The sequence below is a fragment of the Methylomonas sp. MgM2 genome, assembly GCF_054172045.1.
Map to the genome: position 1 here is coordinate 1 of NZ_JBSYXO010000037.1, position 16,774 is coordinate 16,774.

At 52.7% G+C, this 16,774-nt stretch carries 12 protein-coding genes and 1 tRNA gene; 6 read left to right on the top strand and 7 right to left on the bottom strand.

The window, feature by feature from the left end:
• On the top strand, positions 1-589 hold a 589-nt coding region (locus ACW73I_RS19405; RefSeq protein ID WP_458031099.1), incomplete at its 5' end, for an HNH endonuclease.
• Between the two features lie 238 nt (positions 590-827).
• Here ACW73I_RS19405 and ACW73I_RS19410 read toward each other — a convergent pair.
• The 5 genes from ACW73I_RS19410 to ACW73I_RS19430 all read right to left on the bottom strand — a co-directional run bounded on the left by ACW73I_RS19410 (position 828) and on the right by ACW73I_RS19430 (position 8,177).
• Positions 828-904, bottom strand: a tRNA-Met gene (locus tag ACW73I_RS19410).
• 47 nt (positions 905-951) lie between these two features.
• Entirely contained in the window at positions 952-2,043 is a 1,092-nt protein-coding gene (gene ychF, locus ACW73I_RS19415; RefSeq protein ID WP_458031100.1) for a redox-regulated ATPase YchF, read from the bottom strand.
• Between the two features lie 276 nt (positions 2,044-2,319).
• Positions 2,320-3,765 carry an efflux transporter outer membrane subunit gene (locus ACW73I_RS19420; RefSeq protein WP_458031143.1) on the bottom strand — a complete coding sequence of 482 codons (1,446 nt, stop codon included), beginning with the start codon at positions 3,763-3,765 and terminating at the stop codon, positions 2,320-2,322.
• Positions 3,765-6,965 carry an efflux RND transporter permease subunit gene (locus ACW73I_RS19425; protein WP_458031101.1) on the bottom strand — a complete coding sequence of 1,067 codons (3,201 nt, stop codon included), beginning with the start codon at positions 6,963-6,965 and terminating at the stop codon, positions 3,765-3,767. Before ACW73I_RS19425 ends, ACW73I_RS19420 begins: the two co-directional genes overlap by 1 nt.
• A gap of 3 nt (positions 6,966-6,968) precedes the next feature.
• Positions 6,969-8,177, bottom strand: coding sequence for an efflux RND transporter periplasmic adaptor subunit (locus tag ACW73I_RS19430; RefSeq protein WP_458031102.1), 1,209 nt, complete (start codon positions 8,175-8,177; stop codon positions 6,969-6,971).
• A 105-nt stretch (positions 8,178-8,282) separates the two neighbouring features.
• On the opposite strand from ACW73I_RS19430, the gene ACW73I_RS19435 reads away from it, so the two are divergent.
• The 3 genes from ACW73I_RS19435 to ACW73I_RS19445 all read left to right on the top strand — a co-directional run bounded on the left by ACW73I_RS19435 (position 8,283) and on the right by ACW73I_RS19445 (position 11,974).
• On the top strand, positions 8,283-8,897 hold the full coding sequence (locus tag ACW73I_RS19435) for a TetR/AcrR family transcriptional regulator (RefSeq protein WP_458031103.1): 615 nt from the start codon (positions 8,283-8,285) through the stop codon (positions 8,895-8,897).
• A 132-nt stretch (positions 8,898-9,029) separates the two neighbouring features.
• Complete coding sequence (locus tag ACW73I_RS19440) at positions 9,030-9,833, top strand: spermine/spermidine synthase domain-containing protein (RefSeq protein WP_458031105.1); 804 nt, start codon at positions 9,030-9,032, stop codon at positions 9,831-9,833.
• Positions 9,830-11,974, top strand: coding sequence for a YgiQ family radical SAM protein (locus ACW73I_RS19445; RefSeq protein WP_458031107.1), 2,145 nt, complete (start codon positions 9,830-9,832; stop codon positions 11,972-11,974). Before ACW73I_RS19440 ends, ACW73I_RS19445 begins: the two co-directional genes overlap by 4 nt.
• Before the next feature lie 140 nt (positions 11,975-12,114).
• Here the strand turns inward: ACW73I_RS19445 and ACW73I_RS19450 are convergent, their stop codons facing one another.
• A complete protein-coding gene (locus ACW73I_RS19450; protein WP_458031109.1) occupies positions 12,115-13,287 on the bottom strand; it encodes a flagella assembly protein FlgT middle domain-containing protein in 1,173 nt (390 codons plus the stop codon).
• Positions 13,277-13,966, bottom strand: a complete 690-nt coding sequence (locus ACW73I_RS19455) for a hypothetical protein (RefSeq protein WP_458031110.1) — start codon at positions 13,964-13,966, stop codon at positions 13,277-13,279. Before ACW73I_RS19455 ends, ACW73I_RS19450 begins: the two co-directional genes overlap by 11 nt.
• A gap of 192 nt (positions 13,967-14,158) precedes the next feature.
• Between ACW73I_RS19455 and ACW73I_RS19460 the strand changes: the two genes are divergently transcribed.
• Together ACW73I_RS19460 and ACW73I_RS19465 are read left to right on the top strand one after the other, a co-directional pair.
• On the top strand, positions 14,159-14,788 hold the full coding sequence (locus ACW73I_RS19460) for a DUF6781 family protein (RefSeq protein ID WP_458031111.1): 630 nt from the start codon (positions 14,159-14,161) through the stop codon (positions 14,786-14,788).
• Between the two features lie 12 nt (positions 14,789-14,800).
• Positions 14,801-16,486, top strand: a complete 1,686-nt coding sequence (locus tag ACW73I_RS19465; RefSeq protein ID WP_458031113.1) for an ABC1 kinase family protein — start codon at positions 14,801-14,803, stop codon at positions 16,484-16,486.
• The last annotated feature ends 288 nt before the right edge of the window (positions 16,487-16,774 follow it).

Sequence of the window (16,774 nt, forward strand, 5' to 3'; positions counted from 1 at the left end):
GTTGACTCGGTGTTTTCCAAATGCAACTCGTCCGGATCGTAAGTTTGTTCTGGTACAAATCAATGATCTAGCTATTTTCCTGCGACGAGCCTCCAAACTAGCTCAATCCCTGCCAAATCAATTAGCCGTCGATTATGACAAGCAGGTAACCGAAGAGTTAACCCATTTCGCAGATGCCGAAACCAAAGCAACTGAAATCGAACGGATAGTACGCCAGCGTATCGGGCAGCAAAAATTTAGAGACGGAATGCTGCAGTACTGGGGCGGCGCTTGCGCAGTGACGGGTGTCGATGTGACGGAGGTGCTACGGGCTAGCCACGCCAAACCATGGGCCGAATGTAAGTCCGATACAGAACGCCTGGACGTTTTTAACGGTTTCCTACTCTGTGCCCATTTGGATGCGCTATTCGACCGATTTCTAATTAGTTTTGACGATATGGGACAAATGCTGATTTCACCGAAATTAAGTCAAAATCAGCGGAATATTCTGGGGCTTAACGGCAATTTGTGTTTGCGCTGGATTGCCGAGCGCCATCAGCTTTACCTTGATTATCACCGCGCAAAATTCTTTGATTTACAAGTTGGCTGAATAGCCTTCTTTAGCGGAGTGTTCTGATTTAATCGACCACTGTAGACAGTTGATAGCCTTTTTTTGATAATAAATGAGAGGTTTAGTTTTTTCGACTATGCGGAAAATTTTAGGTAACCGCTGGTTGATTTGAAAGGCAATGATTGCCAGTGAGTCGCGTCCTTTTTTTGTCAATGGGACAAAAAAGGGACAAAAAATAAAAAAGGACTTGGTAAATTACCTAAATCCTTGTTTTATATGGTGGCGACACCGGGAATTGAACCTGGAACCTCGGGGTTATGAATCCCGCGCTCTAACCGGTTGAGCTATGTCGCCAAGAAACGATTAAAGAACCGGCATTTTAAAAATGAATAGAGAAATTGTCAAACGTTAAATCTAAAATGCATGACATCCCCGTTTTGTACTTTATAGTCTTTACCTTCGAGCCGCCATTTGCCGGCGTCCTTAGCGCCTTGTTCGCCTTTACAGCTTACAAAATCTTCATAGGAAATTACTTCCGCCCTAATAAAACCTTTTTCAAAATCCGTGTGAATGACGCCCGCGGCTTGCGGCGCCGTGGCGTTGACGGGTATAGTCCAGGCCCTGACTTCTTTGACGCCGGCGGTGAAATAGGTCGACAGATTCAGCAACTCATAAGCGGCGCGAATCACGCGGTTTAGCCCCGGTTCTTCCAGCCCTAAATCGTCCAAAAACTCTTGTTTTTCGGCGTCGTCCAATTGCACGATTTCAGCTTCTATTGCGGCGCAAACCGAAACAACCTTGGAAGCTTCTTTTTCGGCAAACGCTGTGACTTTGTCCAACATCGGATTATCGGTAAAGCCGTCATCTTGAACATTAGCCACATACAAAGTCGGCTTAATCGTCAACAGGCACAGTTCTTTGATTAATTTAACCTCATCGTCCGACAAACCTAACGTTCTAACCGGCTGACCTAGATTCAAATGCTCCAAAACACGCTCTAAGACCTGTTTTCTCGCCAGTTCGTCTTTATTACCCGATTTTGACGCCTTAGCAGTTTTTTGCAGCGCCTTCTCGACAGACGCCATGTCGGCCAAAGCCAACTCGGTATTGATGACTTCGATGTCGCCTATTGGGTCAACCTTGCCATGCACATGCACGACGTTATCGTCTTCGAAGCAGCGCACCACATGAACGATTGCATCGGTTTCGCGGATATTGCCCAAAAACTGGTTTCCCAAGCCTTCGCCTTTGGATGCCCCTGCCACCAAGCCGGCAATATCGACAAATTCTATCGTGGTCGGCAGCACGCGTTCCGGCTTAACGATTTCGGCCAATTTGTCCATCCTGGGGTCCGGCACAGGCACCACGCCCACATTCGGGTCGATAGTACAAAAAGGGTAGTTCTCAGCGGCTATAGTCGCTTTGGTTAATGCATTGAACAAAGTTGATTTGCCGACGTTGGGCAAGCCAACGATGCCGCAGTGTAATGCCATGGTAGAGTTCTTTATCCGGTTTGAGTGAATTGAAACCCGAACAAAGCCGGGCGAAAAATGAGGCCTGATTATACTAGGACGGCATAAAATATGCACCAAGCGGCCAGGAATGAACGAAACGCATGTAATCTTTCGGCTGGCGCTTATACAAACATTACAACCTTTCCCGCAAACGCACCCGCGCCGGATCGATTTTGCCGAAGCTCTAGGTAATCTTCATGCGCCAAGAATACAGACACGCCGCCGCCAAGTAAGTTGCCTGTTTGTTTTGATCCATCAATCCAGCACGGTTTTTTCCGGCGAAACCGTTTCCCAACCGCCGCCCAACGCTTTGTAAACAGCCGTCAATGCCGTCGCGGCAGCCGTTTCGCTTTGAGCCAATAAGGCTTGATCCTGGCGCAAACGCGCTTCGCTATCCAGCACGGTCAAAAAATCCGATACCCCCTCTTGATAACGCAGTAGCGCCAATCGATGCGCCTCTTTACTGGCCTCGGCGGCCCTTGTCAGCAATTCGCGCCGTTTTCGCTGCTCTCCGTAGCTAACCAAGGCATTTTCAGTTTCCTCCAATGCATTGAGCACGGTTTGTTCGTAATAGGCAAGACTGGCTTCCGCATGCGCGTCGGACGCTTTAAGCCGTGCCAAAACCCGCCCCAAATCCAAGGCCGGCCAACTGATTTTCGGGCCGACGGAATAGGACTCGGCACCGGGAGCCGCCAAACCCGACAACGTCATGGCTTCCAGCGAAATACTGCCAACGAAAGTGACCCGCGGAAATAAATCGGCGGTGGCAACGCCGATACGCGCCGTAGCCGCCGCAAGCTGTCGTTCGGCGATGCGGATATCAGGGCGGCGGCGCAACAGCGCGTCCGGATGACCGATTGCGATTATGCCGGGATCTTTCGGCAACGGCGCCGAAGGCGACAACTGTTCGGCTAGCGCTTTCGGCATCTGGCCGCTTAACACGCTGAGCCTATGAATCGCCTGTTCAATCGCTACGGTAATGGTCGGAATGCTGGCCCGCGTACCGTCCAGTTGGGATTGTGCCCGCGACACGTCCAGTTGCGTACCGCGACCGTATTCGGCTCTAACACGGGTCAGCTCCAAAGTTTCCGATTGGGTTTGCACGTTTTCTTGCGCCACCTGCATTTGAAGCTGCAAACCGCGCAACTGGAAGTAGTTTCTGGCGACTTCAGCGATCAAGCTAATGCTGACGTCGCGCAGCGATGCCTCCTGTGCGTCGACCTCGTCGCTGCTGGCCTCGATATTACGGCGCACTCGCCCAAATAAATCGACTTCCCAAAACGCATCGAACCCGACGTTATATAGATTGAGTTGTCGCGGCACGAAATTTCGATTATTCAAGGAACCGATACTTCGTTTTTGCTCGGTGTAGTTGGCGTGCGAGGTAATGGTCGGCAACAGATCCAAACCAACCTCCAAGTATAATGCCCTGGCCTCGCGCAGATTGGCTTGCGCGGCTTTTAAGTCGTAATTGTGCGCCAGCGATTGCTCAACCAAAGCCGTCAATTGTTGATCGCCAAAGGTCTGCCACCACTTGATTTCCACGGCTTGATCGGAAAACTCCCGGCGCTTACCTTCCGCGAAAGTCGCCGGCGTATTCATTTCCGGCCGCTCGTAATCCGGCCCGACCGCGCAGCCGCTTACCGATAGTATGAACAGCACGATTATGCCGGCGTAAGCCGATAGGGATATGAAACGCATCATAACGAATTATCCTTTGGCGACGAATGAGTCGAAGCGGCTTGCACCGCACTTCGAGCCGCAACCCAACGCGCCGACAAGGCTTGAGCCACGACGTAGAACACCGGCGTCAGCAACAGGCCGAAAAACGTTACGCCTATCATTCCGCTAAACACGGCCATGCCCAGCAATTGCCTGGCTTCGGCACCCGCGCCTTGGGCGACCACTAAGGGCAGCACCCCCATGATGAACGAAAACGACGTCATCAAAATCGGCCGCAGGCGGATGCGGGCTGCTTCGACCACCGCTTGTTTCGCGTTCAAACCGGATTGCTGCCTATGCTTGGCAAACTCCACAATCAGAATCGCATTCTTGCTGGCCAATCCGACCAAAACGATGAACCCGATCTGAGTGAAAATATTGTTGTCCATACCGCTGAGCCAAACGCCGGTCATTGACGACAATATGCAAGTCGGCACGATCAAAATCACCGCGAACGGCAAAGACCAGCTCTCGTATTGGGCGGCCAAGGCCAGGAACACAAAAATCACACTCAACGGAAACATCAATAAGCCGACGTTACCGGCCAGCACCTGCTGCAAACTGAGCTCGGTCCATTCGAAATCGAAACCCGGCGGCAGTTCCGCACGCAAGAGCGCTTGCATCGAGTCTATGGCTTGGCCGGAGCTGACGCCGGGTAAAGTGGAGCCGTTAATTTCGGCCGACGTATACATGTTGTAACGCGTGATCTTGTCCGGACCGACGATGTCCTTGACCTTGGCGATCGCACCGAGCGGCACCATGCCGCCCTCTTTGTTTTTGGTCTTCAGTTCCGTGATATCTTTCGGCTGCATCCTAAAACCGGCATCGGCCTGGGCAACCACCTGGAACGTCCGGCCGAAGGCGTTCAAGTCGTTGACGTATAAAGAACCCAAATAAATCTGCAGAGTTTCGAACACGTCTTGCAAGGGAATATCCATGGACTTGGCCCGGGCCCGGTCCACGTCCACGAACAATTGCGGCACATTGGCTCTGAAAGTAGTAAACAAACGGGCCATACCGGGCAACTGGCTGCCGTGGTTGATCATCTCTCCGGTGACTTTTTCCAGTGCCTCGGTGCCGGCGCTGGCCCTGTCCTGTATCTGCACCTTGAAACCGCCGACGGAACTCATGCCTCGCACGGGCGGCGGCGCGAACACCGCGATATTGGCGTCTTCGATACCCGACAAGCGTTCGCTGAGTTTCTTGACGATCTGGTCGGCATACAATGCCGGATGCCCGGCCCGGTCATCGAAGCTATCCAGCCGGGCGAACATGGTCGCCACGTTGGACTGGCTCGCTCCGGTCAATACCGACCAGCCGACATAGGCATTGACGTGGGCCACCCCTTCGGTCCCCAGAATGATAGGTACGGCCTTTTTCATGACGGCCTCCGAGCGCGTGAAAGACGCGGCGTCCGGCAATTGAGCGTACAAAATCAAATAACCTTGGTCCTGCTGCGGAATAAAGCCGGTCGGCACCTTTTCGAAAGCGAAAAAATTTAGACCATTCAAGCCGACGTACAGCACCAGTACCAGCGCTGTCATCCGAATCAGGCGGCCCACCAGGCGGCCGTAGCCCTCGCTGAAACGCTCGAATAAACGGTTGAACGGCGCGAAAAACCAGCCCAGCATTCGGTCGATCAAGCGCGAGAACGCATCCTTGTTACCGTGGGCCCTGTCCAGCAACAATGCACACATGGCAGGACTCAAGGTTAGCGAGTTGAAGGTCGATATGATGGTCGATACCGCGATGGTCAAAGCGAACTGCTTATAAAAAGCGCCGGATACGCCGGTGATAAACGCGGTCGGCACGAATACGGCGATCAGCACCAGCGTCGTGGCGATAATCGGCCCCACGACTTCGCTCATCGCGATACGCGTCGCCTCGCGCGCGTTCAGACCGTCGGCTATATGGCGCTCCACGTTCTCGACCACCACGATCGCGTCGTCGACCACGATACCGATCGCCAGCACTAAGCCGAACAGCGACAAGGTGTTCAAAGACAATCCCAGGCCCGCCATCACCGCGAAAGTACCGATCAGCGACACCGGCACCGCCAGCAGCGGAATGATCGCCGCCCGCCAATTTTGCAAAAAGATCACGACGACCATCACGACCAACAAAATGGCTTCAAACAGGGTTTTGACGACCGCGTCTATCGATTGCTGCACGAACACCACGGTGTCGTATACCAATAAATAATCCAACCCTTCCGGAAAGCGCGGTTTTAATGTCTCCATCGCCTCGACCACAGCCTTTTTGGTCTCCAGCGCGTTAGAGCCCGGTAACTGAAATATCGCCAGACCCACCGTTTGTTCGCCGTCCAAATAGAGGCCCGAGTTGTAATCTTTCGCGCCGAGTTCGATGCGGGCGACGTCTTTCAAGCGGACGATCTCACCGTCGGCGCCTTGCTTAATCACGATATCGCCGAATTGCTCCGGCGTTTGCAAACGCCCCAGCGTGCTGACGGTATATTGATATTCAACGTTTTCCGGCGATGGTTGTTGGCCGACCACGCCGGCCGCAACTTGCACATTTTGTTCGCGTACCGCTGCGACCACCTCGCTCGCAGTCAAATCGCGCGATGCGACTTGTTCCGGATTCAGCCACAAGCGCATACTGTAATCGCGGGCGCCGAACACTAATATCTCGCCGACGCCGGGCAGCCGCGCCAAGGTATCCTTCAACTGCAACAAAGCGTAATTGCTCATGTAAACGCTGTCGTAGCGCTTATCCGGCGAGATCAGATTGACCACCAGACTCAAATCCGGACTGCGTTTCTTCACGCTCAGACCCTGCCGGCGCACCTCCTCCGGCAGCTTCGGCTCAGCCAAGGCCACCCGGTTCTGCACCTGAACTTGGGCTTCATCCAGATCGGTACCGGGTTTGAATGTGACAGTCAACGCCATTACCCCGCTGTTGGTCGACTGCGACGACATGTACAGCATGTTCTCGACCCCGTTGACTTCCTGTTCGATCGGTGTCGCGACCGTATTGGCGACGACTTTGGCATTGGCGCCGGGGTAAACCGTACTGACGACGACGGTCGGCGGCGCAATCTGCGGATATTGCGCTATCGGCAGATTTATCAAGGCCAGCCCGCCGACCAAGACGATGACGATGGACAATACCGACGCGAAAATCGGCCTGTCTATGAAAAAATGGCTTAGTTTATCCATGATCTATTGCGCTCCTTCCGCTGCCAGCGCAATGCGTTCCGGCTTGACGCTCATGCCCGGCCTGAGCTTTTGCGCGCCTTCCACCACGACCCAATCGTCGGCCCGGACCCCCTCGCGCACGACGCGCATCGTGCCCAGTAACGGGCCTAAGGCCACTTTCCGGTATTCCAGCTGATTATCCGGTTTAACCACCCAGACGAATTGTTGCGCCTGATCGTTGCCTATCGCTCTATCCGGCAACAATGCCGCCTGATAAGAATCGCTGGCTTGCACGCGCATGCGGGCGAAAAACCCGGGGCTCAGCAAGCCGCCGGTATTGGCGAATACGCCGCGCAGCGTTACGGTACCGGTAGCGGCATTGGCTGCGGGCGCAACATAATCCAAAAGCCCGCTATGCGGAAATTGATCTTCGTCAGACACCGCCAGTTGCAGCGGGGTGCCTTTCAAATCCGTCGAACCTTGTCCCAATGTTTGAGCGCGACGCCGATATCTCAACACCGACAATTCGTCCGCATCGACATAAACATAGACCGGATCGATGGAAACGATGGTCGTCAGCACGGTGCCTTCGCCGCCGTCTTTTACCAAATTACCGGCCGTGACCAGCTCGCGGCCGACTCGGCCGCTAATGGGCGCCCGGATTTCGGTGTATTCCAGATTCAGTTTGGCCGTATAGACGTTAGCTTCGGCCGAAACAACGGCCGCAGCGGCTTCGCGCAGTCCTTTTTGACGGCCGTCGTATTCCTCGATGGAAATCGCTTTGGCTTTGAACAAATTTTCCGCCCGCGCCAGATCGTTCTTCGCCAGGTCGTATTTAGTCTTCGCCCGTTCCCATTCGGCAGTAGCGTACTTCAACTGCGCTTTAAACGGCTCTGCATCCAACACGAACAGCAAATCGCCTTTGTTGACTTTCGCACCGGCCTTGAAGTTGACTTTTTCCAGATAACCGCTAACCCGAGCCCTAAGCTCCACTGAATCGACCGCTTCGATTCGGCCTGTATATTCGTCCCAATCGATAATTTCCTTAACCAAAGGTCGAGCCGTTTTTACGCTAACTTCCTGCATTGGCGGCTGGCGGGATGCCGTGTCGTTGCATGCGGCCGCCCACCAGACGCATACGGCAAGCAGCGCCAGGCGCGAGATCCGCTTGACCGTACCGTTTAACTGCCGCCCAAATTCCTGCCCTATCGTTACTTGTGGTCGACGCTGCATGCTACGCTACTCCATAACCTATAAATAAAATGGTAAATTACCTTACCGTTTTTAGTTTAGTGTATACTGTTAAAAAGAGTCAATTTATTTTCTATATGTGAAATCATGGTGAAATGCGGACGCCCACCGAAAGGCAACGAACAACTTAGCCGGGACAGGCTGCTCGACGCTGCCCAGCAGCTTTTTTTGGAGCACGGCTACGGCAATCTCAGCCTGGAATCCTTAGCACGCGAAGCGCGCGTATCGCTACGCACGATCTACAATCAATTCGACGGCAAGGCCGGCGTGTTCGGCGCACTGATCCGGCGCTGCAGCGACCAATTCATTAGCGGCTTGAAGGAAAACAGCGACATTCAGGAAGCGTTGACTGAATTCGGCACCCAATTTTTGTTCCGCATCACTCGCCCGGATGTGATACGCATGCGGGCGATCTTAATTGGAGAATCGCCGCGCTTTCCCGACCTGGCCGAGCAGTTTTACGAACAAGGGCCCCGCCGCACGCTCGGCCACTTGGCGGATTTCTTCGAACGGCATCAGCAGGCCGGCCACATCGCCGTCACCGACCCGGACTTTTTGGCCGACCAATACGTCAGCGCCCTACGCGGCGAGCGTTTTCAGCGACTACAGTTGGGCTTGGAACCGATTCCGGACGAGGCCGAAATCCGAACCTGGGTCCGCCGAGTCACCGTCTTATTTTTGAAAGGCTGCGCGTCCGCCTAAGCCGATTCAACGCCGTAATCAAAAACCGCAGCCGTCGACCAGACAACGAGTCATCCGCACTTGCCAACGAAGCGCGAGACAAATATGCGCTTTTAAACGAAAATAGTGCGATGTTTTTTTCGTTCTTTATTCATGTATAAATACGACGGCCTAGTTGTTCACCAAAGCCACGACGACGAAGGCGTTATTGAAATCGTCGACAAAAATGGTGAACGCGCACTTCACTTCGGTTCGACCGCGCGGCAGAGCAGCATGCTTCTGAGCGAGCCTAACCGGCTACACTCGCTTTATGCCAGGGCGATGATGAGCTTGCTGTTATTTTACGACCATCCCAAGGAGGCACTAATAATAGGCCTGGGCGGCGGCTCGCTGGCGAAATTTTTATTGCATCACTTTGCCGACTGTCATTTGAATATCGTCGAATATCGCAGTAGCGTATTGAAAGTGGCACGCAGCCATTTCGGTTTACCGTTTGACACGCGCATGAAAATTAAGATCGGCTGCGGCGCCCAACACGTTTTAAACCAAGCCCGCGCGCAAAAAGAATTGCACGATTTAATCTTGATCGATGCCTACGACCACGCCGGCATGTCCGCCGAGGTCAGCAGCATCAATTTCTTCGACCACTGCCGAACCTTGCTGACCAAAGACGGTCTATTGGCCATCAATTTATGGGGCACCGACAAAGAGTTGTTTCAACAAGTGAGTTGGAATCTTGGGCAAGTCTTTCAGTGGCGTCTGTTGTTTCTTCCGGTGCGAAAACGCGGCAACATCATCGGTTTTGCATTCGGCGAACGACACGCCAAACCCAACATGAAAGAGTTAACGGAAAAAGCCAAATTACTGGAACAACGGTACCAACTGGAATTTCCTCTTTATTTGCAAGATTTGAAACGCAGCAATCCTCGCGGCATTAACCGGATAATCAATAAGTGAACCACAACGCACCCGACATCTTCGCTTACAAAAAATACTGGGCTCAGCGTTTCGGACCTGCTCCGGAATTACCGATGAGCCTGGAAGAAATGCAACGGATGGGTTGGGATGCCTGCGACATCATCTTAGTCACGGGCGACGCCTATGTCGACCACCCGAGTTTCGGCATGGCGGTCATCGGCCGAGTACTGGAAGCCCAGGGGTTCAGGGTCGGCATCATTTCCCAGCCTGATTGGCATAGCGCCGACGAATTCAGAAAATTAGGCAAGCCCAATCTGTTTTTCGGCGTGACCGGCGGCAACATGGATTCCATGGTCAACCGCTATACGTCCGACAAGAAAATCCGCTCTAACGACGCTTATACGCCCGACGGCGCCGCCGGCAAGCGTCCCGACCGCGCTGTAAACGTTTACTCACATCGTTGCCGCGAAGCCTTTAAAAATGTACCTATCATCATCGGCGGTATCGAAGCCAGCCTGCGGCGTATCGCTCACTACGATTATTGGTCGGACAAAGTGCGAAAGTCCATTTTATTGGATTCCAAAGCCGATTTGCTGGTCTACGGCAACGCCGAGCGCCAGGTCGTCGAAATCGCCCATCGCCTGGCCAGGGGCGAAAACATTCACGATCTCAAGGGCATACGCGGCACCGTGCATTTCGTCAAACAAGTGCCTTTAGGCTGGATAGAAAAAGACTCCACCGACATCGACAAACCCGGCGCGGCGATCGTGCATCAAAATCCTTATCAGGAAATGCCCGTTTGCGAGAATGGAGCTCCCACTACAGCCATTCGCGAGCAAGTCATCCAATTCAAACCGATCGCCAACAAGAATCGCATGCAAACCGTGATCCGTCTGCCGGATTACGATGCGGTCAAGGACGACAGCATCCTATACGCCCATGCTTCGCGCGTCATGCACGGCGAAACCAATCCCGGCAATGCCCGGGCCTTGATCCAACGCCACGGCAACCGCGAAGTCTGGGTCAATCCACCGCCGCTGCCGCTGACCACACCGGAAATGGACGGCGTTTTCGACCTGCCCTTTTCGCGCTTGCCTCACTCAAGTTACGGTAAGGCCAATATTCCGGCCTTCGAGATGATTCAGCATTCGGTATTGATCATGCGCGGCTGTTTCGGCGGCTGCAGCTTCTGTTCGATTACCGAACACGAGGGCCGCATCATTCAGAACCGCTCGGAAGATTCCATCATCCGCGAAATCGAAACCATACGCGACAGTTCGCCTAATTTTACCGGCCATATTTCCGACCTGGGCGGCCCCACGGCGAATATGTGGCGTCTGGCCTGTAAAGATCCGAAGATAGAAGAGTCCTGCCGGAAACCCTCCTGTGTCTATCCCGGCATTTGCCAGAACTTGAATACCGATCAGACACCGCTGATCAAGTTATACCGACGCGCTCGCGCCGTGCCCGGCATCAAGAAAATTTTTATCGCTTCCGGCCTTAGATACGATATTGCCGTCGAAACCCCGGCTTATGTCAAGGAACTGGTCACACACCACGTCGGCGGCTATCTGAAAATTGCACCGGAACATACCGAACAAGGCCCGCTATCGAAAATGATGAAACCGGGCATGGGCACTTACGACCGCTTTAAAGCTCTGTTCGAAAAATACTCAAAGGAAGCCGGCAAGGAACAATATCTTATTCCTTATTTTATCGCTGCGCATCCGGGTACTACCGACGAGGACATGTTGAATTTGGCGCTGTGGCTGAAACGTAACGGATTCAGGGCGGACCAAGTGCAGGCTTTCTTGCCGTCGCCCATGTCGATTGCGACGGCGATGTACCACTCCGGTAAAGACACCCTACACAAAATCAGCCGCGAGGCCCCGGATATCGCGATACCGCGCAGCATGAAACAACGCCGCCTGCATAAGGCATTCTTGCGTTACCACGACCCCAAAAACTGGCCGCTATTGCGTGAAGCCCTGAAACAAATGGGCCGCGCCGAGTTGATAGGCAATGGCAAGCATCATCTGGTTCCGGCGTTTCAACCCAGATTCAGTGATGAAGCAAGCGGCAAGCCTACAGCTAAAATCCGGCCGTTCGCGACTAAGCACACGAGCGGCAGAACCAAACCCTTACCTAAAAAAGGCGTTTACAAACGGAAAATCAAGTAGTGCTCGCGCCGGACGCAATCGAGCGCATCATGATTGGACGAATACGCAGGGCGAATAAGTTCGATCCCGTTCAGGCATCAGATGAGACGGCTAGATCATGGAATCCGGCAACCTCTCGCGAACATGTGGTGTACCGATCATCACTGATTACCGACGCTACGCACCCAATCGCCCGGCCGTACAATGGTTTGCGCCAAACCGTCCTCAAGCTGGCCGGAGGCCATTGTCGGCCCGACGTCCGTGGTTACCATCACCCCGATGGGGTTAGTAAATCCCAATCCGCTCCTATCGGTATCGCCGGCTGAATATAACATCAGCCTGTCGCCGACCTTGACCCCATCCTGCGCACCGGCCTTTATTACAATCCTGCCGTTATCTAAATAGTCGACCCGGGCGGCAAATGGATAGCAAGCAAATAATTGCTGAATGTCATGGCCGGCCTGTTGCACGATTCCGTTAACTGAATGCCCGACCGGACTCGATTCGAAACGCTCACTACCCACGGTATAGCCAGGAGGTACGCTCACATCGCCTGTGACTGAGTCCGTATAACGCTGTTGAAACAACAACGCCCCGGTGAAACCGTCGTAAACATAGACATCAATGCCGATACTGCGTCTAGCCACGTAGTCTCGCATGGTGGATTTGACCATCGCCAAGATGCCCGATCCCCGCACATATTCGGTTGATTCTATTTTAAAATCACGTATCACGCCCGCCAACACCAATTGCGCGTTATACCGGTCGGCAATCGTCAGTACCACGGAGTCGGAACGACGTCCGAACCATGGTACGTTCGGCGCAAGATCCGGCTGGTAATACAGCGAGGTATTCGTGAGATTACTGACGATAAAATCGCCGGTTTCCATCAATTGATTACTGATTTCCCGCGGAATGCCATTGTATAAATCCTGGGAATCCGAACCGCTGATTTGTTCGGTATTCATGGCCGGGAATGCTGTCGCGACAATCCGCTTGCGATAAGAAGATTGGCACGAGTGTTGCGGCGCCAGCAATACCAGAACCTGAACGTGGTAAGCGCCGCTTTCTTGCCATTCGTCGACGATTTTGATATCGCTGGATAATAAAGACTGCGCTCTGCTTTGCCTCAATTGCAATGCCGCTTTTGCGACCGCATCATCGACAGCCGCTTGCCGAGCCCGCTCAACGCCGGCTCCCGTAATCGGCGCGCTGCCATGTACCGTAGCTTGCCGACTATTAACCGGAACGGCCGCAGTCTGTTTGTCATCGACTTCACTACAGGACATCGTTAACAGCATTAATAAGATTAGAGGCCAATTTTTACAGCGCATTAACAAATCCATTCACTATCAGGTAATTGAGCAGTATCCGAACGCCGGTATTGACCATCCACTGCACATCATAAAAACCGGTATCCAGTAACGCGCCATCGACAGCGCCGGGCTGTTTGGAGAAACCTTTAACGTAAAATTGATCACTACAATCCGCCATGCCGCAGGCCAGATTGACCGTTTTAATTTCGGCTGCGTTATATCCTAGACGAGTAATCGGAAGTTTACCATCTTCCCGAATACACCGATTGGCTTCAGCCACATCGCCACTCATGCATTGGTAAAAACGCGGCGTCAGTTTTAGCTCCAGCGTCGTTTTAAGGCTATCGCTGACGGTCCGGTAATCCGTTGCGCGCGCTTCGCGCAGATAGGTGTCCAAATAGATGCGATAAACCTCGTTGCTCATAACCTGAGTCCCTACGGTTTTATTTGATCCTAAGGGCTCGTAGTAGAGCTGCTGAGCCAATCCCCGATAGGCATTCAATTTGGCTGATTGTTGAGCGGACAACCAGCGGTAATTGACGTTGGCACCCGCGCCGCCGTCGAATCGACCATAACCGTTAGCTTGCAATACTTTTGCGTCGGCCGGCATAGCCGATTGCACGCGACTGTTGCTAACGCAACCCGCTAATACTAGGGCGAATCCGAATACGGATAATAGCGTGATACTGCGTTTCATGAGCTTCTCCAGGCTGTTTGCCGATTTAATCGGCTGTTTGGGCATTTTCTTGAGTCCTACCCGGCCACACCATTTTGTAAGTTCGCTTGTTACGCCATTTTATTTTTCTTTGTTTTTTCCACGAAGCTTTAATTAAATTGTTATTCTAATACTTATGTTCAGGTTCCTCTCAATTTGTCAGGAGAAAGCGTCATGACCCATACCACAAAGCAAATCGAAGACGATGTCCGGGAAGCTGTTGAGTCGGGCGTCGACATTTATCAGCGCGTTAAAGGCATCACACTTAAAGCGCTGACCCAACGGCAGCTGGACACCGAAAACATCAAGAGCGTGGTCGAAGCGGCTTTTAAAGGCATCACCTCGGGCATGAGTAGCCAAGCCGAACCGGCAAAGGCCGACTTTAACCAAGCCGCATCGGCCATAGACGACGTGTTGGAGCAAACCGCTCAAGCGTCGAAACTGGCTATTGAGGAAGCGGCATCCCGCGTTCGCGACTTTTCCCAGCAAGACCTTAGCCAAGCCACCGAAGACATCAAAAATTTGGAGCAAATTTTCCTGGAAACTCTGGAGAAAATCGCGCGCAACAGCAATGAGATGATTTTCGACACCGCGCAGCATTTCATCGAGCACGCGCGCCAAAACGGAACCGCCGTCGGCAGACAAACCGGGACGATAGTAGAGGCGCTGAACAATCTTCGGCAAAAGGGTCAAAATGCGGTCTTCAACAGCGCAAGCAAAACGGCTTCGATTATTGCGGAAATCGGCGGCGGCATTCTGACCGGCATTGCCGAAAGTTTCGAATCCAATAAAACCAAACGATAACCAGCGATTAACATGCTGTGGGAATTTCTAAGCGCTGCCAAGGATATAGGCAGAATGCAGGACATCGCCACAGTCCTAATTCGTTACGGCTTCGGTAGTTTTGTCCAGCTATTGGGCTTGGAACGAATATTGGCACAACTCGGCCGGCGTCTACACTGGCACCATGCCGAAGAATATGCCAATCTCGATACCCCGCACCGGCTTCGGCATATGTTGGAGGAATTGGGACCGACGTTTATCAAAATGGGGCAAATTCTGGCAACGCGGGTCGATTTGTTTCCGCCCGCCTATATTGCCGAATTCGAAAAACTGCTGGATCAAGTACCGCCGCTGCCGTTTGACGAATTATTGCCTCAATTGGAAGAAGATCTGGGCGGCAGTGTCGACGACATCTTTTTGGAAATCGATACCCAAGCCGTCGCGGCCGCATCTTTGGCTCAGGTTCATAAAGCCGTATTAAAAAACGGCGATCCGGTCGTGCTGAAAATCAGACGCCCGGGCATACGACGCATCATTGAAGCGGATTTGCATTTACTGAATCGCTTGGTTGAGGTTGTCGAAAGCGAAGCGCCGCAATTGCGCCGCTACCATCCGCGCCAAATCGTCCGGCAATTTTCCCAGTCGTTGCGAAGGGAGCTGGACTTTGCCGCGGAAAGCCGTAATGCCGAACGGGTCGCGGCCAATCTGGCCAACGACCCCAATATCATGATTCCGAAAGTCTATTGGGAATATACCGGCGAACGGCTGAATGTGCAGGAATACGTTGATGGCATACAAGGCAGAGATCTGACGGCGCTCGAAAATGCCGGCCTAAATAGGAGATCGTTGGCCGAACGCGGCGTCAGAGCCGTTTTGCAAATGATCATGGAGGACGGTTTCTTCCATGCCGATCCGCATCCGGGCAATGTGTTCTATCTGCCGGATAACAGGCTCGCCTTCATCGATTTCGGCATGACGGGGCGTTTGACCGAAGAGCGCCGCGAACAATTGGTCAGCTTCTTATACGGGATGGTCAATCATCACGCCGCCACAGTCGTGGAAATTCTGGAAGACTGGTCGGATATGGTCACTATCGACGGCCAGAACACGTTATTGGTGGAGATCGATGGATTCGTCGAACATTACAGCTCTTTAGCTCTCAAAGAGCTAAGCTTACCGATGATGATCCAAGATTTAATGGTCATTCTAAGGGATCACAACTTAAGCTTGCCGCCCGATCTAGCATTGCTGATCAAAACCTATATCACTTTGGACGGCTTGGGTCGGTATCTCGTCCCCGAGTTCAATACGCTGAATTTTTCGTCTCCCATCATTAAAAAACTGATGGCCGACCGCTATCGGCCGGAAGCCATCGCCAAACGCAGTTGGCGCAATCTAACTATCCTGGCCGACTTATTGACCGGCTTCCCGAAACAGCTGCATCAGCTCTTGCGGGCATCTCGTAAAGGAACCATACAGGTCAATATCAGCGTCACCGGGTTTGATCGCCAAATTAATAAAATCGACAACGCCATTACCCGGCTTACCATGGGCATTGTAACCGCAGCCCTGATTATCGGTACATCGATTATAATCACGGTAAAAACCAATCGAGAAATCATGGGCATGCCTTTTTTCGGATTCATTGGCTTCGTTTCAGCCAGTATATTAGGCATATGGCTGTTGATATCCATTTGGAAAGGACATAAGAATGATTGAAACACCTTCCGGTCGTTAGCCCCAATGCGCCCGAAAGCGGGTAAATTGACGGACGACCTCACATCTCAGAATAAACGGGTCGCTTGCGTCTAGGCGAACAGACAAAGGAAAAACCCCCGAGGTCTGCTATTCCTTAATAAGCTGAACTTGCCGGAATCCGGTAGTCATGGATGAATAGTGAATGTGAATCGACTTATGGCGAAGCACTTATAACAAATTAAAGCCCTGCTTCTCGGATAATCGAATCATAACTACAACCCGTTTTCCGCATCGTATTTGCCGCTTAAT

Coding starts and splice junctions, on each gene's coding strand:
- ychF (WP_458031100.1), bottom strand. CDS start 2,043: ATGGCATTACACTGCGGCATCGTTGGCTTGCCCAACGTCGGCAAATCA.
- ACW73I_RS19420 (WP_458031143.1), bottom strand. CDS start 3,765: ATGCGTTTCATATCCCTATCGGCTTACGCCGGCATAATCGTGCTGTTC.
- ACW73I_RS19425 (WP_458031101.1), bottom strand. CDS start 6,965: ATGGATAAACTAAGCCATTTTTTCATAGACAGGCCGATTTTCGCGTCG.
- ACW73I_RS19430 (WP_458031102.1), bottom strand. CDS start 8,177: ATGCAGCGTCGACCACAAGTAACGATAGGGCAGGAATTTGGGCGGCAG.
- ACW73I_RS19435 (WP_458031103.1), top strand. CDS start 8,283: ATGGTGAAATGCGGACGCCCACCGAAAGGCAACGAACAACTTAGCCGG.
- ACW73I_RS19440 (WP_458031105.1), top strand. CDS start 9,030: ATGTATAAATACGACGGCCTAGTTGTTCACCAAAGCCACGACGACGAA.
- ACW73I_RS19450 (WP_458031109.1), bottom strand. CDS start 13,287: ATGCGCTGTAAAAATTGGCCTCTAATCTTATTAATGCTGTTAACGATG.
- ACW73I_RS19455 (WP_458031110.1), bottom strand. CDS start 13,966: ATGAAACGCAGTATCACGCTATTATCCGTATTCGGATTCGCCCTAGTA.
- ACW73I_RS19460 (WP_458031111.1), top strand. CDS start 14,159: ATGACCCATACCACAAAGCAAATCGAAGACGATGTCCGGGAAGCTGTT.
- ACW73I_RS19465 (WP_458031113.1), top strand. CDS start 14,801: ATGCTGTGGGAATTTCTAAGCGCTGCCAAGGATATAGGCAGAATGCAG.